Origin of the sequence: Natronosalvus caseinilyticus, assembly GCF_017357105.1 — an archaeon.
GTDB lineage: Archaea > Halobacteriota > Halobacteria > Halobacteriales > Natrialbaceae > Natronosalvus > Natronosalvus caseinilyticus.
The window spans coordinates 3,272,106-3,289,131 of the sequence record NZ_CP071596.1 but is presented as its reverse complement, the minus strand read 5'-3'; the positions used below and the strand labels follow the sequence as shown (position 1 = coordinate 3,289,131).

Here is a 17,026-nt window from a genome sequence, read left to right as displayed (position 1 = left end):
ACCTGTGGCACTACTAGCCCGAGAGCGACGATGATTGACTCGAGCGCAACGGATCCCGGCGAGTGGCGCACCTACCTCGTCACCCAGGAGTCGGTCTCGGCCGGGAGATCGACCCTCGAGGTCGTCGACGCGGCACTCGAGGGCGGCGTGGACGTGATTCAGCTCAGGGAGAAGGGCGCGAGTGCCCGCCGTCGGTACGAACTCGGGCTCGAACTCCGCGAGCGAACAGCGGACGCGGACGTCCCCTTGATCGTCAACGATCGAATCGACCTCGCGCTGGCGATCGACGCCGACGGCGTCCACGTCGGTCAGTCCGACCTCCCAGTGGCGGTCGCTCGAGACATCCTGGGTCCCGACGCGGTCGTCGGCTGTTCGGCCTCAACGGTCGCCGACGCGAAGCGGGCGGAAGCCGACGGCGCGGACTACCTGGGCGTCGGCGCCGTCTACGCCACGTCCTCGAAGGACGTCGACCCCGACGAATCGGGCGTCGGGCCGGCGCGAATCGCCAGCGTCGTCGACGCCGTCTCGATCCCCGTGATCGGCATCGGCGGGATCACCGCTGAGAACGCGAGTCCCGTCGTCGAGGCCGGTGCGGTCGGCGTCGCGGTGATCAGCGAGATCACGGCCGCCGACGATCCGAAAGCGGCGAGCGAGCGACTGGCGGCGGCAGTTCGGCGTTGATGGGACCGTATGCCGTCGCTGTCGAGACCGCGGGCCATCACTGACAGCCACCGAAAGGCGCCACCGCGGCCGCAATGCCAACGTTAACACTCTCTCGAGTGGCACGTTCGAACAATGAGTACGGCAGAGGTGTCTCGAACGAAGGCCTGGGTGATGGCCGCTCGTCCCCAGACGCTGCCGGCGGCCGCCGCGCCAGTGCTCGTGGGAACGGGTCTCGCCGTTTCCGAGGGCGTGTTCGCGGCGCTCCCCGCGCTGATGGCCTTCGTCGGGGCCGCGTTGATCCAGATCGGAACGAACTTCGCCAACGACTATTACGACGCCGTAAAGGGTGCCGACACGGACGATCGCGAGGGGTTCACCCGAGTCACCCAGTCGGGGCTGATCGACGCCGGAGCGGTCAAATTCGCGACGCTCGTCGCCTTCGCCGCGGCCATTCTCTCGGGCGTCTACCTCGTCTACGTCGGCGGCCTCCCGATCCTCGTCATCGGCCTGGTGAGCGTCTTCTGTGGCTGGGCGTACACCGGCGGCCCCTATCCCCTCGGCTACCACGGCCTCGGAGACCTCTTCGTCTTCGTCTTCTTCGGCGTCGTCGCCGTCGTCGGCACCTTCTACGTCCAGGCGGCCGCCCACATCGAGCCCCTGATCACGACGATTCCGACAGGGACGATGCCACTCGAGGCGTTCGTGGCGAGCCTCCCCATCGCCGGCCTCTCGACGGCGATTCTCGTCGTCAACAACGTCCGCGACCTCGAGACCGACGCCGAGACGGGCAAGCGCACGCTGGCCGTGCGACTGGGCTACCGGTTCAGTCGCCTCGAGTTCGCGGCGCTCGTTTCCCTCGCGTACGTCGTCCCGCTCTGGTTCTGGCTCGGCTGGGGGTTCTCCGGCTCGGTCCTCTTGCCGCTCCTCACCGCCCCGTACGCGCTCGCGGTCATCCGCACGGTCTGGACCAGAACCGACGGCGAGGCGCTGAACCCGGCCCTCGAGCAGACCGGGAAACTGCTGGCGGGCCACGCGCTCCTGTTCGCGGTCGGCATCGCCCTCGAGGCCGGACCCGTGGTCGGAACCGGGGTGGGGCTCTGATGGGCCTCGACCTCCGGTTTCGCCCCTTCGAACTCGAACTCGAGGAGCCCTTCGAGTCGGGCGACGCGACGATCACGACCCGCGAGGGGTTCCTGATCCGCGCCGAGTTCCAGGGGGTCGTCGGCATCGGCGAGGCGACCCCGCTTCCGGGCTGGACCGAATCCCTCGAGGACTGCGAACGTGCGCTCGAGGAAGCCGTCGACGCCGCCGACGACGGGTCGGGCGCTGCCCTCGACGCGGTCGAGGACACGGCGGCGGCCAGACACGGCGTCTCGCTGGCGATTTCCGACTGCTACGCGACCCGCGGGGCGCGCCCGCTCTACCAGTATCTCGGCGACGGCTCTCGAGTCGCCAGGGTTCCGGTCAATTCGACCGTCGGCGACGACGACGCGGACGCGACCGCGGCGGCCGCACGCGACGCCGTCGACCGCGGATTTCGCTCGTGCAAACTCAAGGTCGGCCGGCGCTCAGTCGACGAGGACGTAACGCGCGTCGAGCGCGTCCGGGAGGCCGTCGGTGACGACGTCGAGTTGCGGGTCGACGCGAACGGGTCGTGGACGTTCGACGAGGCCGTCGAGGCCATCTGCGGACTCGACGACGCGGACGTCTCGATCGTCGAACAACCGCTGCCAGCCGGGGCGCTCGAGGGACACGCCGACCTCCGCGGCCGCGGTCCGAAGATCGCCCTGGACGAGGGCCTGCTCGAGCACGGCGTCGACGCGATCTGCGAGGCGAGTGCCGCCGACGTGCTGATCCTGAAACCGATGGCCCTCGGCGGCCTGGACGTCGCTCGAGAGGTCGTCACCTGGACCGGCGAACTCGGCCTCGAGAGCCTGGTGACGACGACCATCGACGGCGTCGTGGCGCGGACGGCAGCGGTTCACCTCGCGGCTGCGGTTCCCGACGTCCCGCCCTGTGGCCTGGCAACGGGCGAGTTGCTGCAGACGGATCTCGGTCGCGACCCCGTGCTCTTCGAGAAGGGTGCCGCCGTCGTCCCGCAGGCGAAGGGGCTCGGCATCGACGACGTGTGGGGGGCGACGTGATGGGCGCAGGTGGCTCAGCGGGTGCAGGCGACCCGGCGGGACTCGAGTGGGCGACCGAAGACCTCCTCGCACGGCGAACGGCGACGACGCCCGAGCGGACAGCGTTGATCGACGCCGACGAGGGCACTCGATACAGCTACGGGGACCTCGACCGAGCCGTGGACGCCCTCCTCGAGCGACCGCCAGGCACGTCAGGTGATCGACTCGGCGTCGTCCTGACGACCCGGCCCGCGTTCGTGACGCTGCTCTTCGCGGCGATGCGCGGTCGACGAACGCTCGTCCTGCTGAACGTCCGCGAGAAGGCCGAAGAGTTGCGGTCGAAGGCGACTCGAGCGGGCGTCACCGCCCTCATCTGTGAAGACGAGACCGAGGGGCTGGCACGTGAGATCGGCGACGGATTGGTCCCGATCTACTCGGTCGACGGCGAGCGGGGCGGGAGCGACTCGAGTCCGCTCGTGTCTCTCTCATCGCTCGTTTCACTCGAGCCGAACGCGGGACGTGACCGGTCACTCGAGTCGAGCACGGATCGAAACCCGATACCCGAGCCGGAGTCGGGTACAGAAGACGAGGCGAATCGGACCACCGAACTGGCCGACTCCGGCGGGGGAAGCGGCGGGAATGAACTCCTCGTCGCCTTCACCTCGGGCACGACCGGCGAACCCAAAGGCGTCCGTCTCACCGCGAGGAACCTCGTCTCGAGCGCCACGGCGTCGGCGTTCCGGCTCGGCGTCGATCCCGACGACCGCTGGCTCTGCTGTCTCCCCATGTACCACGTCGGGGGGCTGGCGCCGGTCTTCCGGTCGACGCTGTACGGGACGACGGTCGTTCTCCAGCGTGAGTTCGACCCGGACGCGACCGCGAAGGTGATCGAATCACACGATGTGACCGGCGTCTCGCTCGTCCCGACGACGCTCTCGCGGTTGCTCGAGACCGGCTGGCGGCCGCCGGCGAGCCTCCGGTTCGTCCTACTCGGTGGCGCTCCCGCGAGCCCAGACCTGATCGACCGCTGTGGGCGACGCGGCGTCCCCGCGTGCCCGACCTACGGCATGACCGAGACGGCCTCCCAGATCGCGACGGCGACGTCCGAAGAGGCGGTCGCCCACGAGGGTACCGTCGGACGACCGCTCGTTTGCACGGAGGTGGCGATTCTCGACGACGACGGGGACCCCGTCGAGGTGGGCGAGACGGGCGAAATCGTCGTCTCTGGCCCGACAGTCACGCCGGGCTACCTCGAGGCCGAGCGAACCCGGGCCGCGTTCGACGAGCGCGGCCTCCACACGGGCGACCTCGGTCGGCGCGACGAAGACGGTCGCCTCTGGATTCTCGACCGGCGGAGCGACCGGATCGTCACCGGTGGCGAGAACGTCGATCCCACTGCGGTCGCGGCCGTTCTCGAGGACCATCCCGCGGTGTCGGCCGCCGCCGTCGTCGGCCTGTCCGACGAAGAGTGGGGCGAGCGCGTCGGCGCGCTGGTCGTCGCCTCGAGCGGGGAGGAGATCGATCCGCACGCGCTCAGAGCGTACTGTCGCGACCGCCTGGCCGGATTCAAGTGTCCGAAGACGATTGGGATCGCGTCGTCGCTCCCGCGAACGCACTCCGGAACCGTCGACCGCGAGCACGTCCGCGCACGGCTCGAGGAGGTGGGCGTCGACGTCTCGAGCGGTCGGTGAAGTCCCGAGCGGGCGTTGGTGTCTCGAGTGACAGATGAAATGCCGAGCGGTCGGTGAGGCCTGCTAAAACGCTAAGGGCGTCGCGCACGTCCATTCCGACGTGTGCACCCTGACGCTCGCCTGGCAGGTGTTCGAAGACGCGCCGGTCGTCGTCGCCGCCAACCGCGACGAGGGTCTCGAGCGACCGAGCGAATCGCCGGATCTGTACGCGACCGACCCCCTCGTCGTCGCCCCGCGCGACGCCGAAGCCGGCGGCACCTGGATCGGGTTCAACGACCACGACCTGTTCGCGGGAATCACGAACCGGTGGACCGACGCCGACCTCGCGGGCGAGCGCTCACGCGGTCGCCTCGTCGCCGACGCGCTCTCACAATCCTCCGCGCTCGAGGCCCGGGCCTCTGTGACGGAGGCCGTCGACGCGGTGGCGTACGAGGCCTTCAGTCTCGTGGTGGCCGACCCCGACGACGCCTTCGTCCTCGAGTGGGACGGCAGGTTACGGGAAACGACGCTCGAGTCGGGCGTGCACGTCGTCGTCAACGTCGGCTTCGACGAAACGTTCGAGATTCCACACGAACGAGCGGACGCTGCGACGACTCAGGCCGAGAACGCCCGTCGCGTTCAGCGGGACCTCTCGTCCGCCGCAGTCGAGCTGGTCCCCGACGGGGAGGACACGGCCTCGAGCGACGGCGTCCAGGCTTCGAGTGCAGACTCGACCCGAACGCCTACGCTCGAGTGGCTCGAGCGGGCCCGAACCGTCCTCGGCGATCACGAGTACGGCGTCTGCGTCCACGGCGACGGGTACGGTACGCGGTCATCGTCGCTGATCGTCCTCGGGGACCGACGCGGGTACGCGTTCGCCGACGGCCCGCCGTGTCGGACGCCGTATCGGGACGTCGAGGTCGACGCCGGGAGCCGCCTGGAGCGCCCACTCGAGCCGCTGGCCGCGAACCTGACCGACCGCGAAGGGCACATTTAAGCGGCTTGCGACCGGTGGATGGAGTATGAACGCGCCGGAACCAGGAGCGATCGGTACGGTCGGAGGGGAGTCGCGATGAGCGTCTCGACCGCCGAAGCGGAGCTGTCGGAGGACGAGTTCGCAGGCCTCGAACTCGTCCGGCAGACGAGCGGGATCCACCAGAGCGACTTCTGGAAGGAACTCGGCGTCTCCTCGCGCAAGGGGAGCCGCATCGTCGAGTCGCTGGTCGAGAAGGAACTCGTCGACCGCGAGGAGACCGTCTACAACGGCCACAACACCTACTACATCACGCCGACGGCTCGAGACCTCGACTTCACCCTCCTGATGGCCGGTGACATGCTCTCGCCGTTCATCGGCGAGGAGGAAGTCGATCCCAACAGTGACGCCTTCTCGCAGTGGATCATGAACCTGGCCTATCAGGAGTAACGGCTCGCAGTTCGCGGTCGAACTACGCGTTTTACGGTCCGCGGTTCGCTGATTTTCGCCCCAGAATCCTCGCTTTAGACGCCGTCGGGGCGCCGTTCGATCAACACGAACGGGTCTCGCTCGCGGTTGTAGTAGGGAACGTCGCCGTCGATCGCTTCGATCAGGCGGCGGTGGACCTCGCGCGCTGCCCGCCCTTCGTCGGGACTGAGGTGGTGGAGTCCGCGCATGTCGAGCCAGAAGTCACCGTCGAGCCAGAGGAGCGTCTCGTCGTTCGACTGGTAGACCATCTCGCCTTCGTCGGTCAGTCCGTCGATCGCCAGTTGTCGGCCCGAGAGCTGGGCGCGCGCGAGCACGGCGACGAGCTGGCGTCGCGAGACCGGCGCGTGGAGGGCGACGTCGTCGATCGTCTCGCCGAAGTACTCCTCGACGAGGTCGCAGGCGCGAGAGAACTCGTCGAACTCGATTTCGGTAAACTCGACGTCCAGATCGGGTCTAATCTTCATGGGGACCTCTCGTCGTCAATTCGTCTCACGGTTCGCAAATCAAGTATATAAATTTACGTAAACGATCCTACTCGAGCGCGCTCGCCGCTCGGACAAGGCGGCGCTCGCCGAAGGCGGGGCCGACGAATTGGATGCCGACCGGGAGCCCCTCCGTCTCGCCGGCGGGTGCCGAAATCGCCGGCAGATCCGCCAGGTTGACCGGGACTGTGTTGGCGTCGGCCAGGTACATCTGGAGCGGGTCGTCGAGGCTCTCGCCGAGTTCGAACGGGGTGACCGGCATCGTCGGCGACGCGAGCACGTCCGCTTCCTCGAGCGCCGCGTCGAAGTCCTGCTTGACCCACGCGCGGGCGTCCTGGGCCTTCTTGTAGTACTTGTCGTGGTAGCCCGCCGAGAGCGCGTAGGTGCCGAGAAGGATGCGGCGTTTGACCTCGGGGCCGAACCCTTCCGCGCGCGCCTTCGAGAACGACTCGTTCCAGTTGCCCTCATAACCGCCCGAGTGGCCGTAGCAGACGCCGTCGAAGCGCGCCAGGTTCGACGACGCTTCGGACATCGCAATTACGTAGTAGGCCTCGACGGCGTGTTCGACGGAGGGGAGACTGACCTCGTGGGTGGTCGCCCCCTGGTCCTCGAGCGTGCCGATGGCGTCCCAGAACGTCTCGACGACGGCCTCGTCGGCGCCCTCGAGCAGTTCCGTCGGAATGCCGATGGTGAGTCCGTCGACGTCGCCGTCAGCCGCCGCGGCGTACGATCCGCAGTCGGCGTTGGGATCCTCGCGGGTCGTCCCGTCGTACTCGTCGGGACCGGCGATGACGTCGAGGAGGGCCGCGGCCTCCTCCGTGGTCGCCGCGAGCGGGCCGATCTGCTCGAGGCTGTTGGCGTAGGCGACGAGGCCGTACCTGGAGACGAGTCCGTAGGTCGGCTTGATCCCGACGACGCCGCAGAACGCGGCGGGACAGCGGATCGATCCGCCGGTGTCCGAACCCAGCGCGAGGTCGGCCTCGCTGGCCGCGACGGCCGCGGCGGAGCCACCGGAGGAGCCGCCGGGGACGTGCCCCGGCGCGGCGGGGTTGTCCGTCGGGCCGAAGTGGGAGGTTTCGGTGGTGGTCCCCATGCCGAACTCGTCCATGTTGGCCTTGCCGACGATGGTGGCGCCCGCTTCCGTGATGCGGTCGACGACCGTGGCGTCGTACGGCGGCACGTACTCCTCGAGCATCCGCGACCCGCAGGTGGTTCGCACGTCCGCCGTGGAGATGTTGTCCTTGACCGCGACCGTCTGACCGGCCAGCGGCCCGTCGTCGGCCCCGTCGATGGTCGTCTCGGTGATGAAGATGTCCTCGCTCATGGCTGATCAGGAGACGTTCGGCCCCTTGAAGTAGTCGTCCTCGCTGTCCGGCGCGTTCCGGAGCGCCGCGTTCGTCTCGAGGCTGTCGCGGACCTCGTCGGCGCGCATGACGTTCGTCAGGTCGGCGTCTGTCTCGACGTCCGGAACCGAATCGAGCGTCTCGAAGGCGGCCAGGATGTCGGCGAACTGCTCGGTGAACTGGTCGACCTCGTCGTCCTCGAGATCGACCCGGGCCAGCGCCGCGACGTGGCGGACGGCCTCGGGGGTGACGGCGTCCTCGCTCATATGCGACCACTGAGGGCACCGGGGAGTAAGGGTTTCGATACGCCGGGGTGGGCCGACTTCCGCCCGTCCAGGTTCTCGCGAGGGAGTTCGGATCCCTCGGGCCGGGCGACTTCTGGCAGGCCAGTGCGTTCAGGCCCGCCTTGACTCGTCCGAAACGACGGATTTCCGCCGCTCGAGGGGCGTTAACGACCCCATAGTAAGGGTAGGGAACCTCGATGGTCGTCGTATGGAATGCGATAACTGTGCCACGAACGACTCGATCGCGTACACGCTCAAGACGCACCTCGAGAGTGAGCCATCGGAGACAGTCGACCTGCATTTCTGTTCCTCGCGCTGTCTCGGCGACTGGACCTGAGCCCGCGCCTCGAGTCGTCGCGTCCTCGCCCGTCGAGCCGTCGATTCCGGCGGTCCATTCCACCCATCAGCGCTAGCTCGAGAGAAGCGACTCGACGTACCGCGTGACGTGATCGTCCATCCGTCGCTTGTAGCCGGCCTGGCGGGCGAGACGGTCGAGTTCGCGAGCGACGAGGCTGCCGTACTGGACGGCCTTTTTCTCCCGCCGGGCAACGGAGTCGGGCAGGTATCGACTCGCGACCGCTCGGAGCGCCCGCTTTCGCACGTCCTCGTCGGCGAGCAGGTGCGGGGGAAGCGCGAGCGCCGCCTCGACGACGGCGTCGTGGAGCAGCGGCGCGACGGGTTCGACGCCGGCAGCTTCGACGGCCAGCACGTCTCGTGGGAGCTGGGCCGGGAGCGTCTCGATCTGTTCTCGAACCGCACCGCGGACCGTTTCGGCCTCGACGCGGTGATCGAGGTGGACGACCTTCTCGTAGCCGCCAAAGAGTTCGTCGGCCCCCTGGCCGACGGCCATCGCGTCGAAGCCGTCCGCGGCGATCCGTTCGGCCACGAGGTACAGCGGCAGGGCTATCTGAACGTCCATCGCGTTCGTTCGCCCGATGGCGCGGGCGACCCTGGGCGTCGCACGCTCGAGGTCGCTCGGCTCGAGGGAGACGACGGTCAGGTCTCGGCCCATCGCCTCGGCAGCCGTACGGGCGGCTTCGACGTCGTGACTGTCCGGGAAGCCGACGACGTACAGCGGCGCGTCGAGCAACTCGGCGACGAGCGCCGAGTCGACTCCGCCGGAGAAGGCGACGGCGACGTTTCGCGCGTCGACGGCGTCGATAGCGGTGGTGATGGCGTCGTCGACGGCGTCGATGGCGGTAGCATCGTCTCTTCCGTCGACCGCTGATTCCGAGACGTCGATTTCGGGAAGGGACCAGACCCGTTCGAGCCCCGACGGTCCCAGGCGGGAGCCCGCGGGAACGAGTGCTGGGGCCGCCAGGGGTTCGGGCGAAAACGCCACTCGATCGAGGGCAAGCGAGACGTCACCCTCGAGGACTGGTTCCTCGACGAATAGGGGAACGCGCCCGAGGACGTCACGCACGAGCGTGTCGTCGATCCAGCCGGCGAAGCCCGCGGTTCCGGGGAGGGGGTCGCGCGTCTCGAGGGCGTCGCGGACGAGGGTGGCCGAGGCGCCCTGAAGGGGGTGTCCCTCGGTATCGCCACGAGAATCGGAATCGGAATCGCAACCGGAATCCATACCCGTCATCGAAACAGCTGAAAGACGCCGCCCTTGATCCGGCGCTTGACGCCGCCGGCGGCCTGCCGGAAGCTGATGTGCCAGGGCGTTCGCTTCCCCTCGATCGTCGTCCGTCCGTCCGCGATGGCCTCGAGGATCGCGTCGGCCGACCGCTCGTCGGTGTCGACGCGCGTGACCGCCTGGCCGACCATCTCGCCGATGTGAGCGTCGCTCCCGGCGGTCATCGGCAGGTCTCGAGAGCGAGCGAAGCGTTCAGCCTGGCGGTTCGCCCGCCCGGTCAACAGGCGGGAGTTGTAGACTTCGATCGCGTCCGCCTGCGCGAGGTCGGTGCGCGATACCCGCGCCATCACCCCGTGCCGGGATTCCTGGAACGGGTGGGGGACGACGGCGATGCCGCCCTGCTCACGAATCGCCTCGAGGGTGGACTCGTAGGAGAGTCCCGGCGGAACGGCCTCAGAGAGACCGAAGCCGAGGACGTGGCCCGCCTTGCTCGAGATTTCCATACCTGGAATGCCCACGAGGCCGTAGTCTGGGGCGCGTTCGACGGCCTCGAGGCTCGCGGCGATTTCGTCGTGGTCGGTGATCGCGATGGCGTCGAGACCGACGGCGGAGGCCTGCTCGAGAATGAACTCGACCGGGTCGCGGCCGTCGTACGAGAGCGACGAGTGGACGTGGAGTTCGACCGACAACACGGTTCTCTGGGTCGTACTCGTGGCGGGCCGGACAAAATACTGCCGATCGATTGCGGCCGGTGGTGGCTCCCGGGTTGGAGTCTCGGTTCTAACTATAGATACTATAGTTAGCGGTCGAGACTGAACGACGCTCGAGGCGGACCGGGACGACGCTGGAAAAGCTAAGTTCTGGGTTCGAGCGTGATTCACAGGACTCGATAGTTCGACGAACCCTGAAAATATCAACAAAAAATATATCACGATCTATACGTTCCACAAACATGTAGCCTCATTTGGATCGGTTTGTCACAACCGTTTATGTTATCAAGGACGTTGGAATACGCGTTCACATCCCATGTCAGGGAGTAACGGAGATCAGCAGAGGGGAACCGGGTTCTCACGTCGAACATTCGTCAAAGCGACCGGGGTCGCCGTAGGGGCGGCACTGGCCGGTGGGGCTGCGACGAACACTGTTGGAGCGACCGACGACGTCGATCCACGATACCTGAACTGGCGGGCGCTCGAGGCGCGTCACGCCTGGGATCGAGGATATCGCGGCCGAACCGATCGGACGATCGCGCTGACCGACTCGGGACTGGACTCGCGACATCCGGATCTCGGGCCGTGGAACGGAGTCCAGGCGTTCGTCGAGGACGACCAGGTCAAACTCACGAAACCAGACGAAAACGACCTCGAGCGCGTCGAGACCGGCGACACCGAGTCCTTCTCGGGAACGATGGGGCCGGGAACGTTCGCCTCCGGCGAGGAGAAGTACCACGAGTTCACGACGCCCAGCGGCGTCGAGGAACTGGACGCCTCGCTCTCGTGGTCGCCGTTCGTCGAGAACAGCAACGACCTCGAACTGCGCCTGGACGAGTACGTCGACGGCCAGTGGGAGACCGCCGCGCGGGCCGCTTCGGCGGACATGCCGGAGACGATTCGAGCGGCGGTCACGCCAGACCGTCGCTATCGCTTCGTCATTGAGGCGTACATCAACACGCTCTCGGAGTACGATATTTCGGGCACCTACTTCGCGTACGAGGGCGAGCGAACGACCTACGATTCGAGCGTCGTCTTCGAGGGAACCGACGGGACGCCGACGGCCGACACCCCCAAGACGGTGGGCTGGTACGACGCCGGGTCGCGCTACGGGTTCTACGAGCGTCCGCGCGACGAGAACGGACACGGCACCCACTGCGCCTCGATCATGGGCGGCAGCGGACGGGCGAGTGCCGTCGACCCGGACACGGTCCAGACCGACGAACCTCGCACTGCGCTCTCGGCGGTGACCGGCAACTACCTCGCCTACGAGGTCGACGCCGACGCCGGGACGGGCGTCTTCGGTTCCGCGTTCGGCGAACTCATCGAGGTCCTGATCGAGGGACCCGATGGGCAGACGCTCGAGCGGACCACGCTCGACACCGACGAGGGCGTCCAGGACAACGTGACCGCGGTCACCCCGGCCGAGGAGTCGGGCACCTACACGGTCTACGTTCGGACGGCCGAGGGCGAACTGGCGACATCCGCGTACGTCGATTCGGTCGCTGCCGGGGCGTTCTGTGATCCCGAAACCACCGCGGCCGATCGAACCGGCGAACACGACGGCTTCCACTCCGGTATCGCGCCGAACGCGAGCCTCGTCTGTCTGCAGGGGCTCTCGGGTCCGACCGAGGACCTGGGCCGACACGCCGAGGACTTCGCCGACCTGTTCAACATGCGGGCGGTCAACATGTCCTGGGGCTACGTCGGCGGCTTGCCGCTGGGCGCAGCGGCGGGCACGCTCGACCGCATCCCGGCTCGAATCAAGGAGATCGCCGACGCGGGCGTGCTGACGGTCGCGGCGGCGGGCAACGCCGCGACGCCGGTGAACGGAAACGGCTCGCCGGCCGTCGCCGACGAGGCCATCTCCGTGGTCGCGACCGGCCCGCTCGACGGCATTTCGGCGTACTCGAGCGGCGGCATCGGCGGCATCGACGAGGAGGACTACGACACGTACATGAAGCCCGACGTCACCGCGCCGGGCGGGTACGTCACCGACCTCGCGAACGCCGCCGACACCGGCGTCGCGGACCAGCCGGAGGACGAACAGCCGCCGATACGGGGCTACACCGGCAAGGCCGGCACGTCGATGGCCTCTCCCTACACGAACGGGACCGCCGGCCTGGTCGCGCAGGCGATGGAGGAGGACGCGCCCTCGAGCATCGCGCTGCCCGAACCGACTGACACGACGTTCGACGACGTGATGCGCCTGAAACAGGTGCTCCTCGCCACCGCATCGGAGACGGCGCTCACCGCCGAACCTCACCACCGCGCGAAGGTCCCCACCTACGACTTCGGCGGTCGCGATCCGTTCGAAGGGTACGGTCGCGTGAACCCCGGCCCAGCGATCGACGCCGTGACCCGGGAACTGTCGGGTACCTCGAGCGAGGTCGTCGGCCTGAACGTCCCCGAAGACGAGCGCGCTGCAGCGGGCTACGTGCAGGCGGGGCCGGGAACGGTCACCGCGAGCGTCGAGGTCAGCCACCTCTCGGGCGGCGACAAGGGCGCGGCGAAGGGCGACCCGCACGTCGACCTGTTCGTCTACGACGCCGCAAACCCGGCCGACAACGGCGAGCCGAACGTACTCGGGCGGGCCCAGGGGCTCGACGGGGCCGCCGAGACGTCGGTCTCGTTCGGCCGCGACGCCGGCGAGCAGACGGTGTTCGTCGTCGCGAAACTGGTCAACATTCCGGGCTGCGTCAACGGCGACGACGTGCAGGTTCACTTCGACCTCTCGGTCGACGTCGAGGACGGCTTCTTCGTCGACGGCAACCGCGACGACGACGCCAGCGTCTTCACGGGCGGCCAGACCAACCACGTCGAGTTGACGGCGAACCCGAGCGCCGACGCCGAACTCCGGGACGTCGTTCCCGCCGAGTGGGACGTCCTGACCGAGTACTCCGACGACGTCGAGCGCGTCGAGGAGGGCGAGGGCGTCCAGTACGTCTACTTCGGGACGGCCGCGGCCGACACCGACACGTCGGTTGAGTACTTCGTCGAGGCGCCCGACGAACTGCTGCTGAGCGACACCTACGCATTCGGCCCCGCCGAGGTCGACGCAGGCGACGGCTGGGTCGCGATCTCGGGAACGAGCGACTCCAACGTCGTCGTCGGTCAGAGTACCTAGAATCCGGTTCACCGCCACGAGCCTCGAGTCTACGGCCCGAACGATAGCTCGAGTCTCGAAGCGCACCACTACCGATACGAATCTACTTCCACGATGTCAGAGGACACGTCACGACACGTAAACCGACGCACAGTACTCAGGACCGCCGGCGCCGCCGGCGTAGCCTCGCTCCTCCCGTTTTCGGGAACCGCGGCGGCCGACACGGACACGTCGGTGCTCGACGACCAGCTCGACACCACGAGCGACGCGCTCCAGGAGGTCATCGTCGTCTTCGACGACGCCGACTCGGTCGGCCTCCTCGGAGACCTCGACCTGCAGGCGGGCCTCGTCGAGTACGAGGTGCTCCCGATGGCCTACACCGCCCTGACCGGCGATCAGCTCTCGACGGTCGCCGACTGGGACGCAGTTCGGCGAGTCGCCAAGGCCGTCGAACTCGAGTTCTACAACGACGATTCGCGTGAGGCGACGGGCGCCGACGCGGTTCAGTCGGACCTCGGCTACGACGGCTCGTCGGTCGACGCGGTCGTCATCGACTCGGGCTTCTCCGGGCCGCACCCGGACTTCGACGGGCGACTCGAGTCGAACTGGCAGTGGGTCGACGATCCGCTGGGTGATCCCGATCCGGACTGGATCGACCTCGGTGCCGGCGCGGACACCGACGACCTGGGGCACGGCACCCACTGTGCCGGCATCGTCGCCGGCGACGGGTCGGCGAGCGACGGGCAGTACCGCGGGATGGCCCCCGGGGCCCGCGTGTCGGTGTATTCGACCAACGAAGCCGTTTACCTGCCGTTCGTCGTCGGCGCGTGGGATCACATGTTGGCCCGGGCTGACGACCCCGACGACGACTTCGACCCCGACGTCGTCTCGAACTCCTACGGCGTCGCCCGCGATATGCGGTACAACCCGAACGACCCCGTCAACGTCGCGTCCTGGGAGGCGTTCCAGCGCGGGATCGTCCCCGTCTTCGCGGCGGGCAACGACGGCCCCGACCCGGACACCCTCTCGCGGTTCGCGAAGGCGCCCCACGTCCTCGGCGTGGCGGCCACCCGCGACGATAAGCACGTGACGGACTTCTCCTCGCGCGGGCGAACGCCCGACGAGGATCGGGAGACCAACTACGACCGCCGGACGGCCCTTCGAAACCTCGAGAAGTTCCACGCCGCGATGACTCGCGGACAGTACGTCGTCGACACCGAGTCGTGGACGGGCGAACTCGGCCCCACCGGGACCGGGAGCGATTACTACGAGTGGGTCGCGGCGAAAAACGCCGACGTCCTCGAACTCGACCTCTCGTTGACGCCAGACGGCGAGCAGATCACGCTCACCGTCCACCGGGGTTCGAAAGACGGCGAAGAGGTCGCCAAACTCGGCGAAGAGCCGGTCTACCAGCACCAGACGCTGACGACGGACGTCGAGGGCGGCGAGACCTACTGGATCGAGGTCGAACCCGCGACCAACGTCGTGGTCACCTACGAGCTCGCCCTCGAGGCGTTCGAACAGCTCGGCGAACCGTATCGGTACCGGCCGGTCGGACTCTATCGCCCCGGCGTCGCGGCGCCGGGCAATTCAGTGATGAGTACGGTCGGCCCGACCGATCCCCTCGACGCGCTCGAGCCGGACGAGGAACTCTACTACTCGCCGATGACGGGGACGAGCATGGCCTGTCCGGCCGCCGCCGGCATCTGCGCCTTGGTGATCGACGCCGCGCGCAAGAACGGCCACGACTGGTCGCCCGCAGACGTCATCTACACGGTCGAAGCCCAGGCCCGCGACGTCCACCCCGCCTACACGCCGTGGAACGCCGGTGCCGGCTTCGTCGACGCACCGTCGGCCGTTCGGCGAGCGGAGACCGGCGACTTCGCGAAGCACAACGACGTCGAACTGGTTGATCCCGACACGCCCGAGACGCTCGAGGTGACGGGCGCTCGAGAGGACGACGGGTCGGCGTTCACCGCGGGCCAGACCAACCGCGTGGACGTGACCGTCGAGTCGGTCTCACACGAGGCAACGGTGCGGGACGTCGTCCCCGCCGAGTGGTCGGTCGACGAGGCACACGGCGACGTCGAGCGCGTCGAGGAAGATGGCGACGTGCAGTACGTCTACTTCGGGACCACGATTCCGGGCGAAACGGCCACGTTCACCTACTTCGCGGAGGCGCCAGCAGAGACGGGAACGTACACGTTCGGCCCAGGTGAGGCGAACGCGGCCAAAACGGACGACGACTGGGTGGCGTTCGGCGATGCCGACGACAATACCGTTCTGGGTGCAGAGACCTGAGGTAGTCAGTCTCCGTTTCGGCTCGAGCGGCGGCCCATCTTCGTTTCGGCTCGAGCGATACCCGTCGAGAATACGTTCCGCGACGCTTCCCAGCTACTCGAGGCTCACCCACTCGCCGCGCTCGTCGCTTCGCTCGACGGCGTCGAGCACCCGCTGGGCGGCCAGTCCGTCCTCGAAGCTCGGTTCGTACTCCTCGCCGGCATCGACGGCCGAGAGGAACTCGTAGTTCTCGTGGACGAAGGTGTGCTCCCAGCCGATGACGTGTCCCGGCGGCCACCAGTGATCGACGTAGGGGTCGTCCTCGTCGGTGACCAGCACGGTCTCGTAGCCCCGATTCCCCTCGCGCAGGACCTCGAGTTCGTTCAGCCGCTCGAGGGAGAATTTGAGACTCCCCTTCGAGCCGTGAACCTCGATCGTGTGGTCGTTCTTGTGTCCCGTAGCGAATCGCGACGCCTCGAGCGTGCCCATCGTCCCGTTCGCGAACTCGACCTGCGCGGAGTAGGCGTCGTCGACGGTGACGGGGCGCGTCTCCCCGCCCCCCGTGGGCCGTTCGTCGACGAAGGTTCGAAGGTGACCGCTAACACGCTCGATCTCGCCAGCAAGATCGTCGCTGCCGACGAGGAATCGCAGGAGATCAACCGTGTGCGAACCCAGGTCGCCGAGGGCGCCGGATCCGGCCATTTCCTCGTCGTTTCGCCAGGACCACTCGGCCTCGGGGTCGACCAGCCAGTCCTGGAGGTAGCGCCCGCGGACGTGGTGGATTTCCCCTAACTCGCCCGCCTCGAGCAGGTTCTTCGCGTACCGAATCGCCGGCACGAACCGGTAGTTGAACGCGGCGCCGGCGGGGACGCCGGCCTCGCGGGCCGCCTCGGCCATCTCCTCGGCGGCCTCGAGCGTCGGCGCAAGCGGCTTCTCACAGAAGACGGGGGTGCCGGCCTCGAGGGCGGCGATGGTTGGTTCGGCGTGGACGTGGTTCGGCCCGAGGTTGTAGAAGACGTCGACTTCGTCCACGACGTCGGCCCAGTCGGTGGCCGTCGAGGCGAATCCCAGGCGGTCGGCGGCGTCCGCGAGGGCGTCCTCGTCCCGGCCGATCAACACCTGCCGCTCGACGTCCGGCGCGTCGGGGAAGAACATCGGGAGCCGTGCGAACGCGTTCGCGTGCGCCCTGCCCATGAATCGATACCCCAGTACGCCGACGGAGAGACTCATGGCCGCATATTCATTCGCACGGTAGTTATTGGTTTGCGTCTCGACTCGATTCACACTCTCTTTGGGCGAAAAATAGCTGCCGATAATACGAGAG

At 67.9% G+C, this 17,026-nt stretch carries 15 protein-coding genes; 9 read left to right on the top strand and 6 right to left on the bottom strand.

The annotated features are described in order from the left end of the window. Positions 1-30 precede the first annotated feature (30 nt). From thiE to J1N60_RS15835, 6 genes are all read left to right on the top strand, one after another. Complete coding sequence (gene thiE / locus J1N60_RS15860) at positions 31-681, top strand: thiamine phosphate synthase (RefSeq protein WP_312908885.1); 651 nt, start codon at positions 31-33, stop codon at positions 679-681. A gap of 114 nt (positions 682-795) precedes the next feature. After that, the gene (locus tag J1N60_RS15855; protein WP_312908883.1) at positions 796-1,764 is read left to right on the top strand and encodes a 1,4-dihydroxy-2-naphthoate polyprenyltransferase; all 969 of its coding nucleotides are present in this window, start codon (positions 796-798) and stop codon (positions 1,762-1,764) included. Continuing rightward, positions 1,764-2,807 carry a mandelate racemase/muconate lactonizing enzyme family protein gene (locus J1N60_RS15850; protein ID WP_312908882.1) on the top strand — a complete coding sequence of 348 codons (1,044 nt, stop codon included), beginning with the start codon at positions 1,764-1,766 and terminating at the stop codon, positions 2,805-2,807. Before J1N60_RS15855 ends, J1N60_RS15850 begins: the two co-directional genes overlap by 1 nt. After that, entirely contained in the window at positions 2,807-4,477 is a 1,671-nt protein-coding gene (locus J1N60_RS15845) for a class I adenylate-forming enzyme family protein (protein WP_312908880.1), read from the top strand. Before J1N60_RS15850 ends, J1N60_RS15845 begins: the two co-directional genes overlap by 1 nt. Positions 4,478-4,577: 100 nt before the next feature. Next, positions 4,578-5,453 carry an NRDE family protein gene (locus J1N60_RS15840; RefSeq protein ID WP_312908878.1) on the top strand — a complete coding sequence of 292 codons (876 nt, stop codon included), beginning with the start codon at positions 4,578-4,580 and terminating at the stop codon, positions 5,451-5,453. A gap of 75 nt (positions 5,454-5,528) precedes the next feature. Beyond that, on the top strand, positions 5,529-5,879 hold the full coding sequence (locus J1N60_RS15835) for a helix-turn-helix transcriptional regulator (RefSeq protein ID WP_312908876.1): 351 nt from the start codon (positions 5,529-5,531) through the stop codon (positions 5,877-5,879). A 74-nt stretch (positions 5,880-5,953) separates the two neighbouring features. On the opposite strand, the gene J1N60_RS15830 is transcribed toward J1N60_RS15835, so the two are convergent. The 3 genes from J1N60_RS15830 to gatC form a co-directional block, all read right to left on the bottom strand. Then, positions 5,954-6,382 (bottom strand): DUF8048 family protein, encoded by a 429-nt coding sequence (locus J1N60_RS15830; protein WP_312908874.1) that lies wholly within the window; start codon positions 6,380-6,382, stop codon positions 5,954-5,956. A 67-nt stretch (positions 6,383-6,449) separates the two neighbouring features. Further along, complete coding sequence (gene gatA / locus J1N60_RS15825; protein WP_312908872.1) at positions 6,450-7,724, bottom strand: Asp-tRNA(Asn)/Glu-tRNA(Gln) amidotransferase subunit GatA; 1,275 nt, start codon at positions 7,722-7,724, stop codon at positions 6,450-6,452. A 6-nt stretch (positions 7,725-7,730) separates the two neighbouring features. Further along, positions 7,731-8,009, bottom strand: a complete 279-nt coding sequence (gene gatC / locus J1N60_RS15820) for an Asp-tRNA(Asn)/Glu-tRNA(Gln) amidotransferase subunit GatC (protein ID WP_312908870.1) — start codon at positions 8,007-8,009, stop codon at positions 7,731-7,733. 226 nt (positions 8,010-8,235) lie between these two features. On the opposite strand from gatC, the gene J1N60_RS15815 reads away from it, so the two are divergent. Continuing rightward, positions 8,236-8,364, top strand: a complete 129-nt coding sequence (locus J1N60_RS15815) for a hypothetical protein (RefSeq protein WP_312908868.1) — start codon at positions 8,236-8,238, stop codon at positions 8,362-8,364. A 72-nt stretch (positions 8,365-8,436) separates the two neighbouring features. On the opposite strand, the gene J1N60_RS15810 is transcribed toward J1N60_RS15815, so the two are convergent. Both J1N60_RS15810 and J1N60_RS15805 read right to left on the bottom strand, forming a co-directional pair. Continuing rightward, positions 8,437-9,606, bottom strand: a complete 1,170-nt coding sequence (locus J1N60_RS15810) for an asparagine synthase C-terminal domain-containing protein (protein ID WP_312908866.1) — start codon at positions 9,604-9,606, stop codon at positions 8,437-8,439. A gap of 5 nt (positions 9,607-9,611) precedes the next feature. Continuing rightward, on the bottom strand, positions 9,612-10,298 hold the full coding sequence (locus J1N60_RS15805) for a PHP domain-containing protein (RefSeq protein ID WP_312908864.1): 687 nt from the start codon (positions 10,296-10,298) through the stop codon (positions 9,612-9,614). A gap of 334 nt (positions 10,299-10,632) precedes the next feature. Between J1N60_RS15805 and J1N60_RS15800 the strand changes: the two genes are divergently transcribed. Further along, complete coding sequence (locus J1N60_RS15800; protein ID WP_312908862.1) at positions 10,633-13,443, top strand: S8 family peptidase; 2,811 nt, start codon at positions 10,633-10,635, stop codon at positions 13,441-13,443. Between the two features lie 93 nt (positions 13,444-13,536). Continuing rightward, the gene (locus J1N60_RS15795) at positions 13,537-15,723 is read left to right on the top strand and encodes a S8 family serine peptidase (protein WP_312908861.1); all 2,187 of its coding nucleotides are present in this window, start codon (positions 13,537-13,539) and stop codon (positions 15,721-15,723) included. Positions 15,724-15,816: 93 nt separating this feature from the next. Here the strand turns inward: J1N60_RS15795 and J1N60_RS15790 are convergent, their stop codons facing one another. Then, on the bottom strand, positions 15,817-16,932 hold the full coding sequence (locus J1N60_RS15790) for a Gfo/Idh/MocA family protein (RefSeq protein ID WP_312908860.1): 1,116 nt from the start codon (positions 16,930-16,932) through the stop codon (positions 15,817-15,819). Positions 16,933-17,026 lie beyond the last annotated feature (94 nt).

Coding starts and splice junctions, on each gene's coding strand:
- thiE (WP_312908885.1), top strand. CDS start 31: ATGATTGACTCGAGCGCAACGGATCCCGGCGAGTGGCGCACCTACCTC.
- J1N60_RS15855 (WP_312908883.1), top strand. CDS start 796: ATGAGTACGGCAGAGGTGTCTCGAACGAAGGCCTGGGTGATGGCCGCT.
- J1N60_RS15850 (WP_312908882.1), top strand. CDS start 1,764: ATGGGCCTCGACCTCCGGTTTCGCCCCTTCGAACTCGAACTCGAGGAG.
- J1N60_RS15845 (WP_312908880.1), top strand. CDS start 2,807: ATGGGCGCAGGTGGCTCAGCGGGTGCAGGCGACCCGGCGGGACTCGAG.
- J1N60_RS15835 (WP_312908876.1), top strand. CDS start 5,529: ATGAGCGTCTCGACCGCCGAAGCGGAGCTGTCGGAGGACGAGTTCGCA.
- J1N60_RS15830 (WP_312908874.1), bottom strand. CDS start 6,382: ATGAAGATTAGACCCGATCTGGACGTCGAGTTTACCGAAATCGAGTTC.
- gatA (WP_312908872.1), bottom strand. CDS start 7,724: ATGAGCGAGGACATCTTCATCACCGAGACGACCATCGACGGGGCCGAC.
- gatC (WP_312908870.1), bottom strand. CDS start 8,009: ATGAGCGAGGACGCCGTCACCCCCGAGGCCGTCCGCCACGTCGCGGCG.
- J1N60_RS15815 (WP_312908868.1), top strand. CDS start 8,236: ATGGAATGCGATAACTGTGCCACGAACGACTCGATCGCGTACACGCTC.
- J1N60_RS15810 (WP_312908866.1), bottom strand. CDS start 9,606: ATGGATTCCGGTTGCGATTCCGATTCCGATTCTCGTGGCGATACCGAG.
- J1N60_RS15800 (WP_312908862.1), top strand. CDS start 10,633: ATGTCAGGGAGTAACGGAGATCAGCAGAGGGGAACCGGGTTCTCACGT.
- J1N60_RS15795 (WP_312908861.1), top strand. CDS start 13,537: ATGTCAGAGGACACGTCACGACACGTAAACCGACGCACAGTACTCAGG.
- J1N60_RS15790 (WP_312908860.1), bottom strand. CDS start 16,932: ATGAGTCTCTCCGTCGGCGTACTGGGGTATCGATTCATGGGCAGGGCG.